18 protein-coding genes, 1 other RNA gene and 2 pseudogenes are annotated in these 22,922 nt (G+C 45.6%); 10 read left to right on the top strand and 11 right to left on the bottom strand.

The window, feature by feature from the left end; translation table 11 throughout:
* Positions 1–263 precede the first annotated feature (263 nt).
* Both ffs and DN599_RS06150 read right to left on the bottom strand, forming a co-directional pair.
* An RNA gene (gene ffs, locus DN599_RS06145) (signal recognition particle sRNA small type) lies at positions 264–360 on the bottom strand.
* 172 nt (positions 361–532) lie between these two features.
* Entirely contained in the window at positions 533–832 is a 300-nt protein-coding gene (locus DN599_RS06150; protein ID WP_110456714.1) for a ComEA family DNA-binding protein, read from the bottom strand.
* Between the two features lie 401 nt (positions 833–1,233).
* On the opposite strand from DN599_RS06150, the gene DN599_RS06155 reads away from it, so the two are divergent.
* Positions 1,234–2,625: an SLC13 family permease gene (locus DN599_RS06155; protein WP_110456715.1), complete on the top strand. Its 1,392-nt coding sequence runs from the start codon at positions 1,234–1,236 to the stop codon at positions 2,623–2,625.
* Between the two features lie 56 nt (positions 2,626–2,681).
* On the opposite strand, the gene DN599_RS06160 is transcribed toward DN599_RS06155, so the two are convergent.
* From DN599_RS06160 to pspA, 6 genes are all read right to left on the bottom strand, one after another.
* Positions 2,682–3,860, bottom strand: a complete 1,179-nt coding sequence (locus DN599_RS06160; protein WP_110456716.1) for a trans-sulfuration enzyme family protein — start codon at positions 3,858–3,860, stop codon at positions 2,682–2,684.
* A 106-nt stretch (positions 3,861–3,966) separates the two neighbouring features.
* On the bottom strand, positions 3,967–5,058 hold the full coding sequence (locus tag DN599_RS06165) for a YcjF family protein (RefSeq protein WP_110456717.1): 1,092 nt from the start codon (positions 5,056–5,058) through the stop codon (positions 3,967–3,969).
* Positions 5,059–5,098: 40 nt separating this feature from the next.
* Positions 5,099–6,541, bottom strand: coding sequence for a YcjX family GTP-binding protein (locus DN599_RS06170; RefSeq protein ID WP_110456718.1), 1,443 nt, complete (start codon positions 6,539–6,541; stop codon positions 5,099–5,101).
* Positions 6,542–6,636: 95 nt separating this feature from the next.
* Entirely contained in the window at positions 6,637–7,032 is a 396-nt protein-coding gene (gene pspC / locus DN599_RS06175) for an envelope stress response membrane protein PspC (RefSeq protein ID WP_110456719.1), read from the bottom strand.
* Entirely contained in the window at positions 7,019–7,258 is a 240-nt protein-coding gene (pspB, locus tag DN599_RS06180; RefSeq protein WP_110456720.1) for an envelope stress response membrane protein PspB, read from the bottom strand. The genes pspC and pspB overlap by 14 nt, the downstream gene beginning before the upstream one ends.
* 20 nt (positions 7,259–7,278) lie before the next feature.
* Complete coding sequence (gene pspA / locus DN599_RS06185) at positions 7,279–7,974, bottom strand: phage shock protein PspA (RefSeq protein WP_110456815.1); 696 nt, start codon at positions 7,972–7,974, stop codon at positions 7,279–7,281.
* Positions 7,975–8,152: 178 nt separating this feature from the next.
* Between pspA and pspF the strand changes: the two genes are divergently transcribed.
* From pspF to fabV, 7 genes are all read left to right on the top strand, one after another.
* On the top strand, positions 8,153–9,220 hold the full coding sequence (gene pspF, locus DN599_RS06190; RefSeq protein WP_110456721.1) for a phage shock protein operon transcriptional activator: 1,068 nt from the start codon (positions 8,153–8,155) through the stop codon (positions 9,218–9,220).
* Positions 9,221–9,308: 88 nt separating this feature from the next.
* Positions 9,309–10,943 carry an ABC transporter substrate-binding protein gene (locus tag DN599_RS06195; RefSeq protein ID WP_110456722.1) on the top strand — a complete coding sequence of 545 codons (1,635 nt, stop codon included), beginning with the start codon at positions 9,309–9,311 and terminating at the stop codon, positions 10,941–10,943.
* On the top strand, positions 10,943–11,974 hold the full coding sequence (locus tag DN599_RS06200; RefSeq protein ID WP_110456723.1) for an ABC transporter permease: 1,032 nt from the start codon (positions 10,943–10,945) through the stop codon (positions 11,972–11,974). The genes DN599_RS06195 and DN599_RS06200 overlap by 1 nt, the downstream gene beginning before the upstream one ends.
* A complete protein-coding gene (locus DN599_RS06205; protein WP_110456724.1) occupies positions 11,961–12,851 on the top strand; it encodes an ABC transporter permease subunit in 891 nt (296 codons plus the stop codon). Before DN599_RS06200 ends, DN599_RS06205 begins: the two co-directional genes overlap by 14 nt.
* A 12-nt stretch (positions 12,852–12,863) precedes the next feature.
* Positions 12,864–13,877, top strand: a complete 1,014-nt coding sequence (locus DN599_RS06210) for an oligopeptide/dipeptide ABC transporter ATP-binding protein (protein ID WP_110456725.1) — start codon at positions 12,864–12,866, stop codon at positions 13,875–13,877.
* Positions 13,852–14,637 (top strand): peptide ABC transporter ATP-binding protein, encoded by a 786-nt coding sequence (locus tag DN599_RS06215; RefSeq protein ID WP_110456726.1) that lies wholly within the window; start codon positions 13,852–13,854, stop codon positions 14,635–14,637. The genes DN599_RS06210 and DN599_RS06215 overlap by 26 nt, the downstream gene beginning before the upstream one ends.
* Before the next feature lie 104 nt (positions 14,638–14,741).
* On the top strand, positions 14,742–15,944 hold the full coding sequence (fabV, locus tag DN599_RS06220) for an enoyl-ACP reductase FabV (RefSeq protein WP_110456727.1): 1,203 nt from the start codon (positions 14,742–14,744) through the stop codon (positions 15,942–15,944).
* 1,015 nt (positions 15,945–16,959) lie between these two features.
* On the opposite strand, the gene DN599_RS06225 is transcribed toward fabV, so the two are convergent.
* Positions 16,960–17,418, bottom strand: coding sequence for a hypothetical protein (locus DN599_RS06225; RefSeq protein WP_110456728.1), 459 nt, complete (start codon positions 17,416–17,418; stop codon positions 16,960–16,962).
* Positions 17,419–17,599: 181 nt separating this feature from the next.
* Between DN599_RS06225 and DN599_RS06230 the strand changes: the two genes are divergently transcribed.
* Positions 17,600–18,235, top strand: coding sequence for a LysE family translocator (locus tag DN599_RS06230; protein WP_110456729.1), 636 nt, complete (start codon positions 17,600–17,602; stop codon positions 18,233–18,235).
* A gap of 129 nt (positions 18,236–18,364) precedes the next feature.
* On the opposite strand, the pseudogene ltrA reads toward DN599_RS06230, so the two are convergent.
* Positions 18,365–19,727: pseudogene (gene ltrA / locus DN599_RS06235) on the bottom strand (group II intron reverse transcriptase/maturase).
* A 714-nt stretch (positions 19,728–20,441) separates the two neighbouring features.
* Positions 20,442–21,672: pseudogene (locus DN599_RS06240) on the bottom strand (IS4 family transposase).
* A 135-nt stretch (positions 21,673–21,807) separates the two neighbouring features.
* On the opposite strand from DN599_RS06240, the gene DN599_RS06245 reads away from it, so the two are divergent.
* Entirely contained in the window at positions 21,808–22,155 is a 348-nt protein-coding gene (locus DN599_RS06245; protein ID WP_110456730.1) for a hypothetical protein, read from the top strand.
* The last annotated feature ends 767 nt before the right edge of the window (positions 22,156–22,922 follow it).

Consider the following 22,922-nt stretch of genomic DNA (forward strand, 5'->3'; position numbering starts at 1 on the left):
TAAGGGCGTACGCCTTGGTATTCACACGCTCGCGACTTTCCAGACATAACTCAGACCCCCAGACATAAAAAATCACACCTATGGGTATTTCACTATTTATAACGGCACGGCATTAACCAAAGATAAAACGGCAAATATTAGAAAAGATAATGCAAGTTTTAGCTAACCGATTTCTCATCGAGTGTACTATTTGCGGTCTTTATGAGATAAACCGTTGATTAGAATTTAATTTTTAAGATTGGTTTACAGGAGGTTTGGAGGTTTCCCTAGAGCCACACCCCGGCACATGAGTCGCCTGCTGCGGTTGCTCCCTTCCGGGCCTGGCCGAGTTCACAAGTTATCATTGCGGGGGGACCCTAGGGTCACCATAGATCCTTAAAGCATGTTCACTCTAAGACGGAGGCATTATCTATCATGCAGCAGATGCGATCAAGCGAATATCTGCATATGAGGCATTCTTTATGTCTGAGTGGTGAATCTATAAACAAATACCCACAAGCGCGGGTATTTTTAATAAAAACAAGTCAATCATTTACAATGTGATATTGGCGTGATTGTCCTCCAGTAGTTTAGGACCTATGCCTTTAACCTCGGACAATTGATTGATATCAGTGAATTTACCGTAGGTATTACGGTACTCAATAATCGCCATCGCCTTATTTTCGCCAATTCCTTTTAGCTGACTTAACTGCTCTACTGTGGCGGTATTGATATTAACAGCTTGTGCCTGAACTGGTGCATTCACAGTGACAGGCTCAACTTTTTCGGCCCCATGAGCCGAACCGATTGCCAATGTAGCCGCGATTAAACAGCCCAATAATGTTGCTTTCATAACCAACTCCTTGAGTATCCATTAGGGGATGACCAGCATTCCTTTTTCCTTGGTCACGTTAAAAACATAGAACAAACTCATACCTTGTGCAAATACGTGACAAGCACCAACAACAAGCCGAGCACACGGTGACGACGATCACACAAAATGACTTTCAGTTTATTTCATAACTGGATGAAATCTGTCGTAAGCGATTCACTATGAAAAAAAATGTGATCCACCCCTTACTTTAAAGCGTGATTCAGGTAGCATTGAGCCGCATTTTATTGCGCTACTGCACACATACAGCTGTAGTACAAAGTAATTTAACTACAAATAAAAAGCTTTGTGCCGATCTCACGCTGGGATAATGTTGTGCGCCTAACAACACAAGTACTAACAACAAGAATATGGACCCTTTAATGTCTCACGAAACCACGCAGGCTCAGCCACTGATCCCAGAAAAGCCGGCACAATCTAAAAATATGCTTATATTGTTTGCCGATATCTGTTTATTCATATTGATGTATCAATTTTTGCCTTTTGAGCAGAGCATTAATATCGGACTCGCCATTCTCGTTTTCGCCGCAATATTATGGTTAACCGAAGCTATCCATATTAGCGTGACCGCGATATTGATCCCTATTTTAGGGGTCGTATTAGGAGTATTTGAGACCAAAACGGCAATGAGCAATTTTGCTAACCCGATTATTTATCTATTTTTTGGCGGCTTTGTCCTTGCTGCAGCCTTGAACCATCAAGGCATCGACCGCCGCATTGCTCAGAAAGTGCTTTCCGCTTCTAAAGGTAAACTGAGTATTGCCTGTATGATGTTGTTCGTCATCACCGCCCTACTATCGATGTGGATCAGTAACACAGCAACAGCGGCAATGATGCTGCCGTTAGCTCTGGGCATTTTGCAACAGCTAGACATTAAAGAGCATCGCAGTACATACCTCTTTATGCTGCTTGGCATTGCCTACTCGGCCAATATTGGTGGCATAGGTACTTTAGTGGGCAGTCCGCCTAATGCTATCGCAGCGGCTCAAGTGGGTTTAAGTTTTGCCGACTGGTTAGAGTTCGGTCTGCTCACCGTGGCACTGATGTTGCCCAGTATGCTTATCGCGCTTTATCTTTATTTGAAACCCAATCTTAATGTGGTTTGCGAGATCCCAAACGACAGCCAGAAATTAAACTTTCAAGGTAAACTCACCCTCATCGTGTTTTTAGCAACCGTATGTTGCTGGATATTCAGTAAGCCTATTTCTGGCGCTTTAGGCGGCATCAAGCAGTTCGATACCATAGTGGCATTAAGTGCCGTGGTATTACTGGCTGGCCTAGGCTTAGTGCAGTGGAAAAAAATAGAAAAAACGACAGATTGGGGCGTGCTGATCCTCTTTGGTGGTGGTTTAACCTTAAGTGCTATTTTAAAAACCACAGGTACAAGTGTGTTTTTAGCCCACTGGGTCACCGACATTTTTGGTAACACTCACATGGCGTTATTCACCTTTGCGGTGATCTTTTTTGTGGTGATGCTCACCGAGTTTGCCAGTAATACCGCTAGTGCTGCTTTGTTGGTACCTGTATTTGCCGCGATTGCTGAAGCACTGGGACTCTCACCTGTGATGCTGTCGGTGTTAATTGGTATTGCTGCTTCTTGTGCCTTTATGCTGCCAGTGGCGACGCCGCCCAATGCGATTGTCTATGGCTCAGGTCATATTAAGCAATCAGAGATGATGCGAGCAGGCGCAATAATAAACTTTATCAGTATGTTAGTACTGTACATCATCGCTCACCTGTTCTGGACTATCTAAGCGTAAGCCGCTTGCTTGTCAGTGGCCTACTCGATAATGAGTTGGCCACTGATGGACTACCCCCCTTCTAACGCTTGACGTAAATCATCAAGAATATCTTCAACCGCCTCTAATCCTACCGATATACGCAATAGACTGTCGCTAATCCCTGCCGCAAGTCGCTCCTCACATGAATAGGGCGAATGCGTCATCGAAGCTGGATGCTGAATAAGTGACTCAGCATCACCTAAACTGACCGCAATAGTAAATAACTTAAGTCGATTAACAAATGCAACGGCCCCATCAAAATGGCTATCAAGTTCAAAGGCTACCACTCCCCCGGCTCGGCGCATCTGCGAGCCGATAAGATGATGTCCACTATGGTGGCTTAAGCCTGGATAATAGACCCGGCTAATTTGCGGGTGTTTATCCAGATATTCGGCAATCACCTGGGCATTATCACAATGACGTGCAAGTCTGACATCTAAGGTTTTTAGCCCGCGTAAGATAAGCCAAGCATCGTGTGGTGATAATACCGCACCTATGTCTTTGAGGATTTCTGTTTTGAGTTTGGTTATCACCTCCTCGCTGCCACACACCATGCCGGCAATCACATCGCCGTGGCCATTTAGGTACTTAGTGGCGCTATGCACCACCATATCAATGCCCAACGAGATAGGTTGCTGCAGCAACGGGGTCATAAAGGTGTTATCGACAATACTCACCAGATGATGCAGCTTCGCTATATGAGCAATGGCGGTTAAGTCATACACATCGAGATGGGGATTCACCGGAGTTTCACAAAACAGCACTTTAGTGTTGGGCTTGATGGCGCGCTTTATCGCATCAATATCATTAAAATCCACCAAGGTGGTTTCGATACCAAACTTATTCAACTGCGTGGTCATCAAGGCAAAGGTACACCCATAGACGGCTTTGGCGGCAACGAGATGATCGCCATAGCATAAATGGGTTAATAATGCGGCCGATACCGCCGCCATGCCCGAAGCGGTAGCAGCGGCGGCTGCGCTCCCCTCAAGTATGGCTAACTTACGCTCAAGCTCAGCCGTGGTGGGATTACCTAAGCGAGTATAAATATAGCCTTGCTGCTCACCAGCAAAGCAGGCGCTGCCTTGCTCTACGTTATCGAATGTGAAGGTTGCACTTTGATATAGCGGTGAGACTAATGCTCCCGTTGCATCCTTTTGATGCCCTGCGTGGATAACTTGAGTCGCCTGCTGCCATTTTTGTTGCATTATCTCTCTCCAAAGTGCTCATTGGTTGAATAAAGCTCAACACCCGCCTTGACCTACCTTGAACTGCTTTGCGCTTGAGAGTAAAGCCACGACATCAGATTAAGCCTTAGCGAGATGTAAAATCTTTGTTACGACCAGTCCGTTTAGCCAGTGCACCTAAAGAGAAATCTTTGAGTTCACCCAATAGTGCGGTGTGGATCTTGGTTAATTTGGGTCGACTCTCACGACTAAATACCACGGGCCGGCACAATGCCATGGCCTGATAACCTAACCTTGCGGTGAGTAATCCGCCGCCTAAGCCTTGCGCCATCCGCGTCGATACCTTGCCAGACACTTCCAGTGACAGCAACTGGGTACCAATATCGGTTACCACCTCACTGGCGCCCGCATAAATAATATTGGTTATCACAGAACGAATAAGCTTAATGCGGCTCCAATAACCCAGTTCAATACCATAGCAGCTGGCTAATTCGCGGATCATCTTCTGATTACGCCATAAAATAATCGCCATATCGAGCACGGCCAACGGGCTTGCGGCTAATAATAATGCCGATTCTGTGGCATAGCGATGCACTAATTTTTTAGCTTTTTTATCGATTTCAGTTAACACCAGCGACTCAAATAACAGCACGCGTTCGGCATCGTTATGCTCATCACGCACATGATCGCGGTAGTTTTGGGTGTCGATATCTGTGGGTAATTTAGCCAAAATCCGCTCGATAAATGGGTCGGCCTCACCAATCTGCATACTGAGAGCTAAGCGCTCACTCACTTGCTGCGCCTCCTCAATCCCCTTTAATCGCTTTAGCTGACGCCATTCACTAAAGGTTATCCGCCCAGCCCACAAGATAACTAAAACCAGAACACTAGCATATAAACCAAATAGCCAAGGGCTGTCGGTCCATGCTTGTGCCAAGGACAACCCGGTTTGGGTCAATACTAAGATGATAAGGCCAAGCAACATGCTTTTAGTCAACCATGACCAGCGGCGACGCTTACTCACCATCAAGGTGCGCTTCGCGCTATGGTCAATATCTAATAATTGTGCAAGCTGCGCCTCATCATCCTCGGCCGATAGTATATGTACAGGTTCAGCATCAAAATGCCTTGCCTGTTGTAGCCTTGGCTGAGCCGAGGGATCATCATCGCCTAGCTCGAATAACTGTTTTTTTTCTATCGGATCTGAGGGTTGCGTCATTATCGTTCCTATCATCAATCAAGATGTAAATCAGGGATAGCTAAGTTAATTTATCGCCAATTAAATACTGCAATAGGTGATCTAACCGAATATGCTCAAAATGCACATCCTTACCTGTACTGGCGATTTGAGGCGGCGCAAAATTAACAAATTCAAATCCTTGTTGCTGCCAAAAGTCACTGCGAGGCAACTGCTTAGGCACTTCACCAGGAAACAAAGTGACCGCTTTACCACTTGCCATATCGCGCCCTTTAACCACCTCTATCTGTTTAGTGTCGACTTGCACCATGCCATGTTGTGTGGCTTTAATGGCGCTGATCGCCATCACCTCAACATCACAACCTTCAAACTTGGCATGTTGTTGACTACGATTAACGAGTTGAGTTAATAGCGATAACACATTGCCCTGCTGATCGCGGGTAATATGGTCCACTTTACTGGCCGCAAATAATAGTTTATCGATACGAGGAGCAAAGAGCCTTTTCAATAAGTTAGATTGACCAAAGTGAAAGCTAGCCATGATGTCATCTAGCGCCTGACTCATATCATCAAACTGCGCTTTACCGCGATTAAGTGGCGTAAAACAGTCAACTAATAATAATTGACGGTCAAACTTGGCAAAGTAATCGCGGTAGAAAGGTTTAACAACCTGGGTCACATAGCTGTGATAACGTTTTTTAAGTACATGGTAATATGAGTCTTTAGGGCTTTTTTCTAACGCCTCACTCTGCGCCTCACTTAAGCCTAATAGAGGAAAAAACGCTAATACTGGCGTATCGACCAGCTCACCTGGCAATAACATGCGTCCAGGTTGGGCATTATAAAAACCATGGGTATGTACACTGTCACACAACAGTTGTTGATACAGGCTCGACACCTGTTTGAGTTGCAGCTCTTGGGCTGGTGACGCTAAAGGTAGCTCGGCGCAAGCGTCAATAAACGCTGCGTAATACTCGCTGAGTGACAACAAGCTACTGCGCTCATCTTGGCGCTGACACCACTGTTGATAGGTGAGTTTTAACATAGGTAAATCGAGTAACCACTCACCTGGATAATCAACAATATCAACATATAAGGTACTATGGTCAGTCAGTTTTGCCAGCAGCCCTTTTTGCGGCTGATATTTAATCGCTAACCTCAGCTCACTGATATTACGCGTGGACGCTGGCCAGTGAGGCTCACTTGACGTTAAGGCCGCCATCGCGCCTTCGTAATCAAAACTGGCAATGGTCATGTCGGGCTGTAAGGCGCGCTTTACCCCATAAAGGCGCTCATCTCGCGCCACCTGCCATAAGGGCAACGCATTATGTTGCCCAACGGTACCACTGTGCAGGAGTTGATTAACTAATCCGGTGATAAAGGCGGTTTTGCCTGCGCCAGACAGACCCGTTACCGCTAAGCGTACATGGTTATCAGTGGTACGTTTGACCAAAGATTTTGATTGCTGTGATAGCTTTTGAAGTGAGCGATTGAGTGAGTTCATAGCACCTATCTTGGACCCTATACAATCCGTATTCAGGTCGTAGCCATGTTAAAGGGCGGTATTCACCGCCCTAAGTAAGTCAAGATGAGTCAAGCTTATAGGTTGTTGATCTCCCGTTTAAGATCGAAACTGTCAGAGGTGACGTGACGTTCGAGTTGCTGAAGCCTTACCTCTAATTGTCTAAATTGGCTACTGACATCGCGTAACGCTGCTTTAGCGGGTTCGCCAGCCTGCCAGACCTTCTTTTTAACCTCGATCTCTTTATGCTGATATTTGTTCTTTGTGCTGCCGGGCTTGATATCTAATATCATCCACAGTAGCACATAGATGATAAAGATGATGCCCGAGCCCCCAAGTAAAAATATCGATGCAGCCACCACCCTGACTAACCAGGTTTCAAAGTTAAAGTAATCGGCTATTCCGGCGCAGACCCCAGCGATTTTGCCTGATTCGGGAATGCGATATAAGGGACGTCCATTAGATGCGCTCATCTCGATGCCTCCATTGTGGCGCCTCGCTGTCTAAAATAGCTTCCAAGGTTTCTATGCGTTGGGCCATTTTATCGGCTTTGCTAATTAACTCATTTAGCTGAGTAAACTCTTCTTCAGTGAGTCCTTGGCTCACTTGGCGTTTACTACGGTAATGTAGGATCAGCCAAATGGGTGCCACCACTATCATGAAGATGATGATCGGGGCTATTAATAAATCCATATCCATAACTCACCTCTGAATCGTGTCTATTTAGTTGTTTTAGTCGTCTGTTTTTTCGCGTTGCTGGCTTTAACCTTGGCTTTTAATGCTTCCAACTCGGCATTGACTGAATCTTCGGCTTCTAAAGCGGCGAACTCATCGTTAAGTGTTTTAGGATTACCTAAATCATAGGCTTCAACCTGTGACTCTAACCCTTCGACACGGCGTTCATATTGCTCAAACTTACTCATGGCGCTATCAATCTTGCTTGAGTCAAGTTGACGCTTAACCTCAAGACGAGAAGAGGCTGTCTGCTTGCGCATGATAATCGTCTTCTGGCGCGCCTTAGCATCAGCTAGCTTTTCTTGCAGCAGATTCACTTCCTCTTTGAGGCGAGTAATATGTTCTTCGACGACCATTAACTCCTTTTCAAGCGTAGCGGCCAGTTCGCTGGCTTTCTGCTTTTCAAGTAATGCGGCTTTGGCTAAGTCTTCGCGATCTTTCGATAACGCTAACTCAGCTTTATCTTGCCAATCTTGCACTTGCTCTTGCACCTTTACGATACGACGCAAGATCTCTTTTTTCTCTGCAAGTACTTTGGCAGAGGTTGAACGAACTTCGACTAAGGTGTCCTCCATCTCCTGGATGATCAAACGAACCATTTTTTCAGGATCTTCGGCCTTATCGAGTAACGCGCTGATATTAGAATTGATGATATCTGCGAAGCGAGAGAAAATGCCCATAATACTGTCCTCTAAATTAACGTTGGTGTCGCAAATAATAATACATTTAGTGTGCCAACTTTCGATATCCATTACAATACATAGACTTAAACATTATTTTAACTTTTACTTTATTTTGTAACCGCAGCCACATATTATAAATTTCACCAATTATTAGCGTGAAAGACTAAAACTTATCGTGGCGAATCAATTCCAACAAGATAATCTTATCGGCCAATCGAATGCGTTATTGGAAGTACTAGAGCACGTATCAAAAATTGCCCCCTTATCCAAACCCGTACTCATTATTGGTGAGCGCGGCACGGGGAAAGAACTCATAGCCGAGCGACTGCACTACCTGTCGACGCGCTGGGAGCAAAATTTTATCAAACTGAACTGCTCCTCCTTAAGCGAGAATTTACTGGAAAGTGAACTCTTTGGCCATGATGCTGGCGCATTTACTGGAGCCAATAAAAAGCATGAAGGTCGTTTTGAACGCGCCGATGGCGGGACACTTTTTTTAGATGAATTGGCCAATACTTCAGGGCTCATCCAGGAAAAGTTGCTCAGAGTCATTGAGTACGGTGAATTTGAACGCGTGGGCGGCAGTAAAACGGTACAAACCGATGTGCGTTTAATCTGTGCTGCCAATGAAGATCTTCCTTCACTTGCCCAAGCCGGAGAATTTAGACCAGACTTGCTAGATCGCTTAGCCTTTGATGTGATCACCTTACCGCCACTGCGTCATCGCCCCGAAGATATTATGCCGCTGGCAGAATACTTTGCTATCGGCATGGCGCGGCAATTAAAACATAAACTGTTTGACGGTTTCTCCCCCCGCGCTATCGAGCAATTAATGCAATATGATTGGCCTGGCAATATTCGCGAACTCAAAAACGTGGTGGAGCGCAGTGTTTATCGAAATACGGATCTGCATACCGCTATCGATCATATCGTCATTGATCCCTTCGCTTCGCCCTACCGCCCCACGCACAGAGTAAAAACCACTTCGCGCCAAGCTATACCGCAGCACAATGCGACGCCTGTCACCCCACTTGAGCCCGAGTCGGCTCCGCAACCACAACAGGCTGCCGCAATAGCATTTCCATTAGACTTTAAAGAACACTGCGAATCCCATGAAGTGCAGTTACTCAGTAAGGCCTTGGAAGCTGGGCAATACAACCAGAAAAAAACCGCCGAATTACTCGGACTCAGTTACCATCAACTACGAGGAATTTTGAAAAAATACAATTTATTGGATAAATAAATCTCGCTTAAAGCAGATGAAGTTTGCTCCTAGCTCAGTAGCACTGTTAAAATGAAATTATTCATTCAAACAACGATTACATCTACTGATGACAGAGCTGCTTAAGCGTCTCACATTAGGGTCGGTTCTTTGCTGCGTTATACCATTATTAGCAGCCTGTGGCCCTTCTCGGGTTCCTTCTGGTCTGGTTTATTGTTCGGAAGGTAATCCAGAATCCTTCAACCCACAATTAGTGACCTCGGGCACCACAGTCGACGCCACTTCGCAGCAACTCTATGACGGACTAGTCGATTATGATGCGACCTCCGGCCAGTTAGTCCCCTCATTAGCCACAGCGTGGACCATCAGTGACGATGAGCGCGTATACACTTTTTCGCTGCGCACTGGAGTGCGTTTCCATCATTCAAACATTTTTACCCCAACGCGTAATTTCAACGCCGACGATGTCCTGTTTTCCTTCAATCGTATTATCGACAGCACTCATCCTTATCATGATGTGGCTAAAAATGGCTACCCTTATTTCCAAAGTATTGGATTTTCAGAGTTAATCGACAACATTGAGAAAGTAAACGACTATCAGGTTGCCTTTCATCTGACACAAAAAGACGCCTCGTTTTTATCTAACCTCGCCACCGGATTTGCCGTCATACTGTCGCAAGAGTATGGCTTACAATTGCTACAAGCTGACGAACCTGAACTCCTTGATAAACTCGCCATTGGTACTGGCCCTTTTAGGCTGGTCGATTATGTAAAAAATGATTTTATTCGTTATTATCGCAACCACCATTACTGGCGTTTAACCCCCGACGTTGAGCAACTGGTATTTGATATTACCCCCAAAAGTACCACACGGCTGGCGAAGCTCATTACAGGCGACTGCAACATTTCGGCGCTGCCCAAAGCCGGTGAGTTACCCGTGGTGATCGACAAACCCAATTTAGAGGTCGATTCTATCCCAGGCTTTAATGTCGCCTTTTGGGCATTTAATACCGAACGTATTCCCTTTAATGATGTGCGGGTGCGTCAAGCATTAGCCCATGCTGTGGATAAAGAAAATATCCTGCGGGCGGTATACCATCAAACGGCGGTAGAAGCCGTTGGCCTCCTGCCCCCGCTATCATGGGCCTATTCGAGCAATAAAAGCCTAATCGACTATAATCCAGAAAAAGCACGTAAGTTACTCAGCGATGCTGGTATCAGTGACTTAAGTATTGATATCTGGGCAATGCCAGTGGCCCGCATTTATAATCCTAATACCCACAAAACCGCTGAATTAATTCAAGCCGATTTGGCGCGAATTGGGGTCAAGGTCAACATAGTCAGTTATGACTGGAGTGTGTTTAACCAGAAACTCAGTCGGCAAAATTACGATTCAGTGTTAATCGGTTGGAACGCCGATAACAGTGATCCTGATAACTTTTTCACCCCCATATTAAGCTGCGCATCAGTAGACTCTAACAGTAACCGCTCACGTTGGTGCGCACCGGAATTTGACCGTATTCTTCAGGCGGCTAAGTCAACCACTGATCGTGTAGAGCGTACAACGCTATACCAACAAGCCGAACAATATGTCGCTGAGCAAGTTCCGATGCTGCCTTTCGCACACGCCACCCGCATGGTGGTCAAACAAAAACGGGTAACGCAGTCTAAACTAACGCCTTTTGGTGGTATCTCTTTCACTAAGGTTACACCAGCCGTTGTGGCTATTGAGGAGCCTAACTGATGGCACGCTATCTTGCTCGTCGCTTAAACCTATTTTTTGCCACATCACTGGTGTTGTTTGTGGTGATGTTTAGTGTCACCGCTAAATTTCCGGTCGATCACACTGTCGCCCTCACAGGCATCCACGCTCCCACGGCAGAAGAACAAGCCAGCATCAATGAGGCTTATCGTCTGGATAAAGGCCAAGTAAGCCAGTTTATAGCCTATTTAGAACAACGTTTATCCGGTAACTTGGGGATCTCCGTCACCTCGCAAAACCCGGTGTTTAATGAATTAACCGCCGTACTCAGCGCCAGCTTCGAACTGGCCTTTGTGGCCGGTGCAATTGCACTACTACTCGGGATCCCTCTCGGGGTTTTAGCGTCGTTAAGTAAACATAAAATTACCCAACATACCATTATGGCAATCACCTTAACGGGCTACTCCATTCCCGTCTTCTGGCTCGGACTGAGCCTGTCACTGTGGTTTGGCGTGCGCCTAGGCTGGCTGCCCATCTCAGGTCAAATCAATCTACTTTACGAGATAAAGCCAGTAACGGGGTTTCTGCTCATCGATATTTTGCTATGGGACTCTCGCTATGCTTGGTCAGCTTTTGTTGACGCTCTGCAGCATATTGTCTTGCCTGCGGTCACCTTGGCAGTACTGCCCTTTACTGTGGTAGTGCGTATCACTCGCAGCGCCATGATGTCGATTATGGAAAAAACCTATATTAAGGCCGCCGAAGCTCGCGGCCTAAGAACCTATACCATAGTGATGCGCCACGCACTGCCCAATGCCTTTATTCCTGTTCTTAAAAATCTGGGGCTCATGCTCGGGGCATTTGCCAGTTACGCGATTGTGGTTGAGGTGATTTTTAGCTGGCCGGGGGTTGGTGCTTGGTTAGTCTCGGGGATCTATCAACGCGATTATACCGTGATCCAAGGGGGGATTTTGGCAGTGGCATTGATCATTATCTTTTTAAGCATCTTAATTGAAGTGTTACATACGGCGATCAATCCGCTCAGTAGGAAAGAACTCTATGCCGCCCATTAAAATTTATCAGGTGGGCCATATCCCCTCGCCTTTGCGACGCATCTGGAATGCGTTTACCGACAACCCATTTGCGTTTGCCGGTTTTTGGGCGATTTGCTGCCTCATCTTACTGGCACTATTTGGACCGCTTATTGCGCCCTTTTCTGCTGCACATCAAGATCCTCAGGCGTTATTACTGCCTCCCTCTTGGGATCCTGCTGGCACGGTTGAACATTTTTTAGGCACCGACGATCTGGGCAGAGACATCTTTAGCAGGTTGCTGCATGGGGCGCACCTGACCTTTGGTATGGCGCTAGCGATTGTTGCTACGGCCTTGGTAATAGGCTTTGTAATAGGGTCTATTTCGGGCATGATGACGGGCTTAAAATCGAGTATATTGAGTCATTTACTCGATGCATTACTGTCTATCCCCTCGTTATTAATGGCAATACTAGTGGTGGCTGTCACCGGACCTGGGCTGAGCAACGTATTTTGGGCGGTAGGCATTGCATTAACGCCTCAATTTGTCAGGGCCATCCACCAAGCGGTACATGAAGAGTTGCAAAAAGAGTATGTGACCGCAGCAAGGCTAGATGGAGCCAACCCACTACAAATTTTTTGGTATGTGATTTTACCGAATATTTTAGACACCATGATCATCCAAACCACCTTAGGTATTTCGGCGGCGATTTTGGATATCGCCGCCTTAGGTTTCTTGAATCTGGGGGCACAAGCACCGAGCCCAGAATGGGGCGCCATGGTGGCACAAGGGTTAGATAACCTCTTAACGGCGCCATGGACAGTCACCATCCCTGGCGTAGCCATCCTATGCTGTGTACTGGCGATTAACCTCGTTGGCGACGGTCTGCGCTCTGCACTTTCACCCATTCGCCATTAATGAGAAACCAACATGCCATTATTGGACATTAGAAACCTCACCATAGAACTCGATACGCCCCACGGCCGAGTAAAGGCGCTAGAGCGAGTAAGCTTGACCCTTAACCCGGGTGAAATTCATGGTCTACTGGGTGAATCTGGCTCGGGGCGAACCTTGCTGGCAAAAGCCATTATGGGGATCCCTGGGCATAATTGGACAATACAAGCCGATCGCATGATGTGGGATGGGCAAAATTTATTGGACATGAGCACTAAAGCGCGCCGTGCCTTAATGGGCAGCGAAATGGCGATGATTTTTCAAGACCCCATTAGCAGCTTAGATCCCACCATAGTGGTCGGCGTACAAATTATCGAAGCCATGCCCGAAAACAAGGCGTTACCTTGGTGGCGACGTGAGCAAGACAAACGTAAAACTGCACGACAATGGCTACATAAGGTGGGTATTAAAGAAACCCAAAAAGTGATGTCAAGCTACGCTTGGGAGCTGTCTGACGGTGAATGCCAAAAAGTGATGATTGCCATTGCGGTCGCCAATCAACCACGATTATTGATCGCCGACGAGCCGACCAACTCGATGGAAGTCAGAACCCAAGCGCAAATATTTCGCCTGCTGAGTAAATTAAATCAATTACATAATGTGTCGATTTTATTGATTAGCCACGAGCTAGAAAACTTATCGCTGTGGTGCGACCGTTTATCTGTCATGTACAGTGGCCAGATAATGGAATCGGGCCCCACTGCCGATGTGATTGCTCAACCATATCACCCTTACACCAAAGCGATACTGGACAATATCCCTGATTATTCTAACCCTGAGCTGCATAAAACCATGATGCAAACCCTGCGTGGCTCGGCGCCATCACTACAACACCAACCCATTGGTTGCCGTCTTGGTCCCCGCTGCCCTCAGGCGCAAAAACACTGTGTGAATCAGCCCAAATTGAGCCATCATAAAGATCGCTATTTTGCGTGTCATTTCCCTTACTATAATGAGCCAAGTCATGACGAGCCCCTTACTAAAAGTTAGCCAACTCAGTAAAACCTTTTTTGCTGGCTACAAAGGTTTTAAGCGTCAATATAATCAAGCGCTTGGGCCAATATCATTTGAGCTTAACAGCGGCGAAACACTGGCCATTGTGGGCGAAACAGGTTCGGGTAAGAGTACCCTAGCGCGTATTCTTGTAGGCGCAGAGCAGCGCAGCGCGGGGGAGATTTACTTTGAAGGTGAACGCCTTGATAGCCGTGATCTTAAACAGCGTTGCAAGTTAATTAGGATGATTTTCCAAGATCCTAACACTTCATTAAACCCCAGTTTAACTGTGGGTGAACTGCTCGATGAACCGCTACGCTTTAATACCGACTTAGATAAACACAGCCGCCGTGCACAAGTGATTGACCGTTTAAGGAAGGTTGGCTTACTGCCTGAGCACGCCGATTTTTATCCCCATATGATTTCAGAGGGGATGAAACAGCGAGTCGCGGTTGCCAGAGCCTTAATGTTAGACCCCAAAATCATTATCGCCGATGAAGCATTAACCGCATTGGATCTATCGGTGCGATCGCAGATTTTAAACCTGTTGCTCAAACTCCAGCAAGAGATGGGGTTGTCATACATTTTTGTATCACACAACATGAACATTATTCGCCATTTTAGCGACAAAATTATGGTGTTACATCAGGGGGAAATGGTGGAGAAGGCCACTACGGAGAATTTATTTAATTCGCCGCAACATGAATACACCCAGCGACTGATCCAGGAGCAAACGATGTTCTCCTACAAACGCTAAACTGCTCCAACCACTAGGACTTATGTGCCTAATTATTAAAAAACATGTGCCATTTCATCTTGCTTTAATTATCCTAATGGCACTTTTTCAAGAGAAGCAGAAACATGATAATCAAACCCAAAACACGTGGCTTTATTTGTACTACCACTCATCCGGTCGGCTGTGAAGCAAATGTACTTGAGCAAATCAACCTAACCAAGGCAAACGGACCTGTTGTAAACGGTCCTAAAAAGGTACTGGTTATCGGCTCTTCAAGCGGCTATGGTCTATCTTCACGTATTGCAGCGGCTTTCGGTAGCGGCGCTGCAACCCTCGGCGTCTTTTTTGAAAAACCAGGAACCGAAACCAAACCTGGTACCGCAGGTTGGTATAACTCTGCGGCATTTGATAAATTTGCTAAACAAGCTGGTTTATACTCAAAGAGTTTAAACGGCGATGCTTTTAGCCATGAGGCTAAACAACGCGCCATTGAAATAATCAAACAAGATCTTGGCCAAGTTGACATGGTGGTCTATTCGCTGGCCTCACCAGTTCGAAAACTGCCCGATAGCGGCGAGTTAATCCGCTCGGCTCTTAAGCCGATAGGTGAAACCTATACCGCAACAGCGGTTGATACCAACAAAGATATCATTATCGAAACCAGCGTTGAGCCCGCCACAGAGCAAGAGATCCAAGACACTATTACCGTTATGGGCGGTCAAGATTGGGAGCTATGGATCAACGCCCTAGCCGATGCAGGTGTATTGGCTCCTAACTGTAAGACCGTTGCTTATAGCTATATCGGCACCGAATTGACTTGGCCTATCTATTGGCACGGTGCCCTTGGCAAAGCCAAGATGGATCTTGACCGTGCAGCCCATGAACTTAACGCTAAGCTGTCAGCTACCGGTGGCAGTGCTAATGTTGCCGTGCTTAAGAGTGTCGTCACTCAAGCTAGCTCTGCTATTCCCGTCATGCCCTTGTATATCGCAATGGTCTTTAAGAAAATGCGCGAAGAAGGCCTACATGAAGGCTGCCAAGAACAGATTAACCGTATGTTTAAAGAACGTTTATTCCGTGAAGATGGTACAGCACCACAACTTGATGAAGCAGATCGTCTACGTTTGGATGATTGGGAGCTCAAAGAAGAGATACAACAGCATTGCCGTGACTTATGGCCGTTAGTCACCACAGAAAATCTCTGTGAGCTCACCGATTATCGCGAATATAAACAAGAGTTCTTAAAGCTATTTGGTTTCGGTATAGAGTCAGTTGATTATGACGCTGATGTTAACCCTGAAGTCAACTTCGATGTAGAACAGATATAGGACGTAAAACAGATCTAGTCGGGACTAATACATATAGTCCGGCGCTGACTAAAGTGTTTAGCTAGCAACACTGTCTGCTAGCAATACTGTCTGCTAAAAACAGTGCTTTGTTAAAAACAGTGCCTAGCTAATAAAGTCTAATGAAAAGCCACGATTGATTACTATCGTGGTTTTTTATTTACCTGAATAGGTCCGAACTTCATCAGACAAAACTCCTTAGCCGAGCGCGATCAAATCTAATAGTCGTAGGGTGTTAGATTTGCTCGCTGCTGATCACGAGCGGACATTCAGGTATAACTCGTTTCTGCCCCAAAGTGTGTAGATCTTGAAATGAATCTTTAGCATTTTTTGGATTAGCTTTAGTAGCGTTCGGCTAAATCTTTTTGGAAAGTGTGTTTGAAATCTTATCTTCAAAGTAGTTAATTGCTTGCAGCAGGCTTATGTGTAGATACTTCTGCTCCACGCCGTGAATCCATCCTTGGAGGCTCGACGATGGCATCCCTGCCATCAACGTCCGCAGCTGCATCTACACTAGGTTATTTTCTCTCTTCGATTTGGCTTTATTTGGTGTGCATTCAGAGTTAAAAGCTAACGTGCTTTTGCCCCAAAGTGAGTTAACACGTTGTCGGTGGTTCAGTAACGAGCAGACTTTCTGGCCTAGAAATTTTTATCGCTACACCCGCATGATGTAATCCACTACCGATCAAAAAACTGGATCATATACAGTTCAAGTTAAGATAATTACTATGAAAAAGATGCATAAATCGTTTGATTGGCGCATCGATAATACTAACTTTTAAACATTAACTCGTTATTATCAATAGTTTGTAATATATATAAAAGTGCTATGCAGACCTCGTAAACACCTATGCATCTTTTTTATCTGCTAAATTGTCATGTTTAACCTGTATTTTTTAGTTAAAAAATATATTTACAACAAACACTTACAAGTGATATTTTGACTAAGAGACTTACAAGAAAGCAGGAAGTTATCCTGCTGCTAATCAATAAGCTGTTATGTGTACTCATTGATACTCGGCGTATTACGAGCTACTTGGATTTTTTCTAAAAAAGAATAAGAATCTTCAAGTAAGTTTGTTGGCATATTCATACTTTTATTGAAATCAATCCTAGCTTCAAGTACATCAAACATATTGAATTTGGCATTCATTTTGGCCTCACCTTCAGGCGTTCCTCTCATGTCACTTACACTTCCATCGCTATTAACTTTTAAAAGTGGTGGAGGTAAAAATGCTGAGCTTAAATCACCTTCTCCAGCTTTCATTAAAGCATTGGCAATTTCCATGGATTCTTTGTAGCTCATATTCTTAGGGTCAAATGATTCAGCAAGTTCACGAATAAACGGTTTTTCCGGCTGCATATTGCCAGTAACGGGTGTATTGGGTGGCAAATTGTTGCCGCTTTTCTGCGCTGGCGTTATAGGTAATGCGCTTGTTGAACTTCCAATTTGCATAGTTAACTCCTAATATTGATGGCTATAAATTAGGAAGCAAGCCATATGCCAATAAACTGGTGCGTACAAACACATAACAAGTCAATCAACTTCGCGCCTTCGGCGCCGGACGCAGCAAAGCTGCGCCGGTTATTGAGGCGTTAGGGCTCAATCGCGCAAGTTATTACGAGGATGATTACAAATGCTGGAGCAATACTTATTTCTACTGCCAATCGCTATGCTGTTACTCTTTGGTGCGATGACACCAGGCCCTTCATTTATTTTGGTTGCGCAAACAGCTATGTCGAGATCTAGATCTGAAGCCATGTGTATTTCTATAGGTTTAGGTTTGGGGGCAAGTATATTTGCATTTATTGCCTCAATGGGGCTCATTGCACTTTTTGATGCTGTGCCAGAGCTTTACGTAGCTTTCAAAGTTCTTGGTGGTCTATATCTATGTTATCTGGGTGTGAAAATGTGGCGCTCGAGCAAAAGCAAAGTGGATTCTGCTGACGTAGAGCTGACTAACAAACCAGTTCATTTTAAGGCGGTAGTTCTTGGCTTGGCGACTCAGTTAAGTAATCCAAAGACTGCAATTGTATTTAGCAGTGTGTTTGCAGCTATGTTACCCGTGAAAGTTCCTGCTCATACAACATCAACATTAGTTGTGGGCGTGTTTGTCTTAAATTTTTCTTGGTACTTCCTAGTTTCTGTGTTGTTGTCAAGCCCAAAGGCTCAAGCCAGTTATTTACGATTTAAGTCTTACATCAACAAAGGTTCAAGTATATTAATGGGGTCAATGGGTAGTAAGTTTGTTGCTGAGGGTTTCAAGCCCTAATCGGGTAGCCGGAGGTATCTAGCCTCCAGCCCCCACACCACCCTGCATGCGGCTCCGCACACGACTAAATGGATTTAGGAGGTAGGGCGAAGCAGGATGCCAGAGCCGAGGGCGGTTCATTTAGAACGCCTAACCTGTTTTCTGGTTCGGATAGTGAACCGCGATCCATCCATCTCTCAGTGAATACAATCCTGCTTTCTTAAGATACTCATTACTCAGCGCTTGCTGTATTCCTGGTGTTTTCGAGCTCCGCCATGGGCCTTTACTTGTGATCCCACAAGCAACGGCTGCTTGGATCCTGACGCCTCGTTTAAGTAAATTCTGCACCTTAGTCCGTGGTTTTCGCCACTGACGCCAGTAGCACATCCGTACTCGACGACGGATCCAATGGTCTAAATCGACACACCCTTGGTAAGCGTTGGCTATGCCAAAGTAATTGATCCAGCCTTGCCTTCTTGTTTTATAAGAAGTGACGCATTTTAAACAGCTGATAACTCATACTCACGCCCCAATTTCGGTTCGTTAGTCGCCTCATCTTTTGTTTGAAAATGTGTAATGTTTTAGCATGCCACTGGATCTTTCCGCGGTTAAAGGTAAAACCAAGGAACTTGCTTTGATCGACCTTAACCACTTGGCTTTTCTGCTCATTAACGGCCAGTTTTAGCTTAGTGGCAAGGTATTGAGTAATACTCTTGAGTACCCGTTCACCCGCTCGTTGAGATTTTACCAAGATGATAAAATCGTCTGCGTAGCGAGCGAATTTATGCCCTCGACTTTCCAGCTCTTTATCCAGACTATCCAACATAATGTTAGAGAGTAATGGTGAGAGTGGGCCGCCTTGAGGCACGCCTTCAAAACTTGCTTCAAATTGGTCGTTGATCATCACGCCAGCACGCAAGTATTTACCAATAAGCGCCAGCAGACGCTTATCCTGTACCTTGATCCTCAATTGAGTCATCAACAGGTCGTGATTTACTCGATCAAAGAACTTGGACAGATCAACATCGACGGCAAATTTGCGTTTCAGTTTGATGATATCCCTTACTTGCAGTACCGCTTGTTTGGCATTTCTGTTCGGCCTAAAGCCAAAGCTGTTGGTCGAGAAGAATGGGTCAAACAGCGGCGTGAGTATTTGAGCAATGCCTTGCTGTATCACACGGTCAATGACGTTAGGGATCCCCAATTTGCGTTTACCTCCATCGGGTTTGTCGATCTCTACGCGCCTGACCGCTGAGGGTTGGTATTCACCTAGCTCTAATTGAGATTTACACTGTTGCCAGCCGCCTTGTTGCATCCAGAGCGGGAAGGCTTCGATGGTCATGCCATCGACGCCAGCTGCGCCTTTATTGGCTTTAACTTGACGCCACGCCCGGTGTAGATTTTTAGGTTCGAGCAGTTGTTGGAATAGATCGCGGTTGAAGGCCGGTTGCATATCAATACGCTGCTGATAGTAATCGTCTGGCGACGTAGTGGGTATCGACAAGTTTGACAAGACTCCTCCTTCTTCTAAATGTTCAGGCCTTCACCATGTACCCACAACGCTACCGCGGGGTATGCTATCCCATCCATTACGATGGGCATTGGGCTACTATGCCGTCTGCTGACTTCTGCTTAATCACATGCCGAGTTACCCCGTCATGCGCTATCGGTTTCCATCTAGTTCGCTCTTTTCAGTCGATGAAATTGAAAAGCCAAGGCACTTATAAACCAGAGCCTCACTGGTTAATGACCGATCGCGTGTTAAGCAGATCTCCCCACTCTTTATTGATAAAGAGGGAACATGAACTTTCTTTGCACTGCTGCATCATTTACGGTGGCCATTAGATCACGTGGTTTCGTCGTCTTGTACCCTTGCTTCGCGGGGCAGACCCTGCCAACTCACCTCTAGCCTACGCCTCATATGATGTTCTTGTTCATCAGCTCGCAAATTTGCTAGCGGCTTCCTTCAGACCAATCCTCGCGGATAAGCCCTTGCCATTCGCTAGTAGTTAACGTTTAATAACAGTATGTTATTTAGACGGTGATCTTCCTACAGAGGACTTTCACCTCATTAGTTCATGCCCATGCTGGGCGTACACAAAGCGTTTAAGACGGATTCCCAACGCATGGCGTTTTCGGCTTACTTCAATTTAAGTGTTTATGTCACAATGGGTTAGGTAGGGTGGTTAGCGTTGCTCACCACTTAACGCGGCGCTGGGGGATCCCCTCATAATTCAGGTCTCCCTGCAGTGTGAACCAACTTGATATATTCATGCATTGCCCAGCGTAAATGCTGCGCTGTTATTTGATAGTTTTCCCTCCGCCGAACCTCTTTCCCCAATCTGACAATCGACAGCACAGGCCGGTGCCGAATGGTGTTGGCCTGAAAGTGTTTTTGCCAGCCTAGATGTAAGGCAACGATACCAATTAGCCATAAGGCAATTTCTGCCAGGATAGCGATGAGCAGCAACACATCTAGCCGCTTCGGACAACGACTTTTGCAGTGCCTCAGCCCCATGCCGTATTGTGGACTCTTCAAGTCTCGAAAGGTCTCTTCAATCTGCATTCGCTTAGCGTAGAGCTTTGTCACTTGGACCGAGTTAAAGTGATTAGGTGGTAAGTTGGTTGCCAATAGCCACGGCTCTTTGCTGCTTCTTCCGTAGCTTGCTTGGGCGGTATGGTTTCTTCCTGCATTTGAGGAACGGCGGTCTTTACGACCTTTTTCTTTCGCTTTGTACAGGTGTAAATGACAGGACAATGGGCTTTTCCTGGCGAGATTAACACGGCCGATGTATTTGGCTTTGTTCGTTGCTGTTGGGTAAAGCGACTTATTGGAGTGCCATTGATGTGTTCCAACATGTAGATAACAGACGTCACCACGAACACGCCCTAACCAAAACCAGCCGTGACTTGCTACTTGAGCGAACCAAGTATTGCGATAGCCAGCATCGGTGACGATTAGCGGACAGCAGCCATTCGGAAGCACCTTTGCCAACTCAGTCAGAAAAACATTGTGGCTGCGAGGTGCGTTGCTAACTCTACAGGCTTAGCTTTAAATTCAAAAGTGCGTTCATAGAGCGTAACGGAACGGCCTTGAACACTGACAGATGCCCTTAATGTCATCAAACGAAGTTGTTCTCTCACATCAGCCCAATCGACAAGCACGATAGGCATCGCTCATGGTTTCAGAAGAGTGCACCACAGAGGTGCATAGCATGCCAGCGATATATCGTCAATCGGTCGTTATTGATGTGGCGATTACCGAGCAAGCGGTCAATACGTTTGATACTGTGCTTAGGCGCCACATTACCAGAGATATTACGGCCTAGCTGGGTCAAAGAGAGTTGATCACCATCTAGTAATGATTGAGTGGCAACCATAAGAGAATTAAGACGTTTTTTGTGGATGGAAGAGCATTGATTGCTAAGAGAGTCATGTAGTATTGTAATGTCACGCATGGTGTTGTTCTAGTTTGTTTTTGGCGAAATTGATTAGATCAAACAGCACCATGCGTGTCTACTAATTGATTGTAAAAGGAATTATCTGGGGATTCCCTAGAATTGGGCGTTATGTGATTTTAAGGTGAGTATATTATGAATAAAGTAGTCGGGATCTCTTTGGTTTCATTGGGGTTAATGTCATATTTAGCTTATGACTCATTTATCGCTAAACCTAAAGCTTTGGATAATTCTTCTAAGAGTATGCTTGGGCAAATTGGTATTAAAGAAAAATGGTTTGATGCCTTTAAGGTTATGGATGGTTCAATAGTATTATCTAGAGATATCGAGTCATCTTTTGAAGATGGGGATACTGTGCATACTATTGGGAAAATTGAATATACAGTTGAAGGTCAGCATTTTTGTAAGTATGTCGACTTTAAATTTAAACTAGGCTCATTAAACGATTATCAAATTAACAACGTATCGAATTGCCTAAATTAAAATCACATAATCGGGTAGCCGGAGGTATCTAGCCTCCAGCCCCCACACCACCCTGCATGCGGCTCCGCACACGACTAAATGGATTTAGGAGGTAGGGCGAAGCAGGATGCCAGAGCCGAGGGCGGTTCATTTAGAACGCCTAACCTAAACTTTCTGGTTAGCTTCTTGGTTTCGAGAGTGAACTGCGATCCATCCATCTCTCAGTGAATACAATCCTGCTTTCTTAAGATACTCATTGCTCAGCGCTTGCTGCATTCCTTATAAGGGGCGGAGGTAATTAGGAGATAAAAAAAAATTTAGCTTTTAACAGCTATGTGGATACTAATTACGGCTAAATCGAAGAGAGTGATAAGTCAGTGTAGGTATAGCGGTGGGGGGTGGTGGCATGGATGCCACCGTCGAGCGTATAGGGATATACTTGCAGCGCCCCACCGAAATACCTGCACGAAAGGCCTGCTGCAGGCAATTGGTTGCCATAAAGGTTAACGCTACCATCAGCGATGTAAAAACCTATTCCGGCAAATGCTACAAGCCAAACAATGCTAACACCTTCATTCGAAGGTCAAGATACTTTTGTCCAAAACCTAGTTAGCTTTTTAACTAGCTACTCGCACGAAATGAAGCAAAATCGAAGAGACAGAATAACCCAGTGTAGATGCGGCTGCGGACGTTGATGGCAGGGATGCCATCGTCGAGCCTCCACGGATGGATTCACGGCGTGTAGCAGCAGTATCTGCACACTCCCTGCCGGACAGGCGATTGATAAC

It is taken from the genome of Shewanella algidipiscicola (assembly GCF_900380485.1).
Lineage (GTDB): Bacteria > Pseudomonadota > Gammaproteobacteria > Enterobacterales > Shewanellaceae > Shewanella > Shewanella algidipiscicola.

What these genes read in the sequence shown, in the direction of transcription:
- DN599_RS06210 (WP_110456725.1), top strand. Translation starts at nt 12,864, where the DNA reads ATGCCATTATTGGACATTAGAAACCTCACCATAGAACTCGATACGCCC.
- DN599_RS06225 (WP_110456728.1), bottom strand. Translation starts at nt 17,418, where the DNA reads ATGCAAATTGGAAGTTCAACAAGCGCATTACCTATAACGCCAGCGCAG.
- DN599_RS06205 (WP_110456724.1), top strand. Translation starts at nt 11,961, where the DNA reads ATGCCGCCCATTAAAATTTATCAGGTGGGCCATATCCCCTCGCCTTTG.
- DN599_RS06170 (WP_110456718.1), bottom strand. Translation starts at nt 6,541, where the DNA reads ATGAACTCACTCAATCGCTCACTTCAAAAGCTATCACAGCAATCAAAA.
- DN599_RS06230 (WP_110456729.1), top strand. Translation starts at nt 17,600, where the DNA reads ATGCTGGAGCAATACTTATTTCTACTGCCAATCGCTATGCTGTTACTC.
- DN599_RS06165 (WP_110456717.1), bottom strand. Translation starts at nt 5,058, where the DNA reads ATGACGCAACCCTCAGATCCGATAGAAAAAAAACAGTTATTCGAGCTA.
- fabV (WP_110456727.1), top strand. Translation starts at nt 14,742, where the DNA reads ATGATAATCAAACCCAAAACACGTGGCTTTATTTGTACTACCACTCAT.
- DN599_RS06215 (WP_110456726.1), top strand. Translation starts at nt 13,852, where the DNA reads ATGACGAGCCCCTTACTAAAAGTTAGCCAACTCAGTAAAACCTTTTTT.
- pspB (WP_110456720.1), bottom strand. Translation starts at nt 7,258, where the DNA reads ATGGATATGGATTTATTAATAGCCCCGATCATCATCTTCATGATAGTG.
- DN599_RS06155 (WP_110456715.1), top strand. Translation starts at nt 1,234, where the DNA reads ATGTCTCACGAAACCACGCAGGCTCAGCCACTGATCCCAGAAAAGCCG.
- DN599_RS06195 (WP_110456722.1), top strand. Translation starts at nt 9,309, where the DNA reads ATGACAGAGCTGCTTAAGCGTCTCACATTAGGGTCGGTTCTTTGCTGC.
- pspC (WP_110456719.1), bottom strand. Translation starts at nt 7,032, where the DNA reads ATGAGCGCATCTAATGGACGTCCCTTATATCGCATTCCCGAATCAGGC.
- DN599_RS06200 (WP_110456723.1), top strand. Translation starts at nt 10,943, where the DNA reads ATGGCACGCTATCTTGCTCGTCGCTTAAACCTATTTTTTGCCACATCA.
- DN599_RS06160 (WP_110456716.1), bottom strand. Translation starts at nt 3,860, where the DNA reads ATGCAACAAAAATGGCAGCAGGCGACTCAAGTTATCCACGCAGGGCAT.
- DN599_RS06245 (WP_110456730.1), top strand. Translation starts at nt 21,808, where the DNA reads ATGAATAAAGTAGTCGGGATCTCTTTGGTTTCATTGGGGTTAATGTCA.
- DN599_RS06150 (WP_110456714.1), bottom strand. Translation starts at nt 832, where the DNA reads ATGAAAGCAACATTATTGGGCTGTTTAATCGCGGCTACATTGGCAATC.
- pspA (WP_110456815.1), bottom strand. Translation starts at nt 7,974, where the DNA reads ATGGGCATTTTCTCTCGCTTCGCAGATATCATCAATTCTAATATCAGC.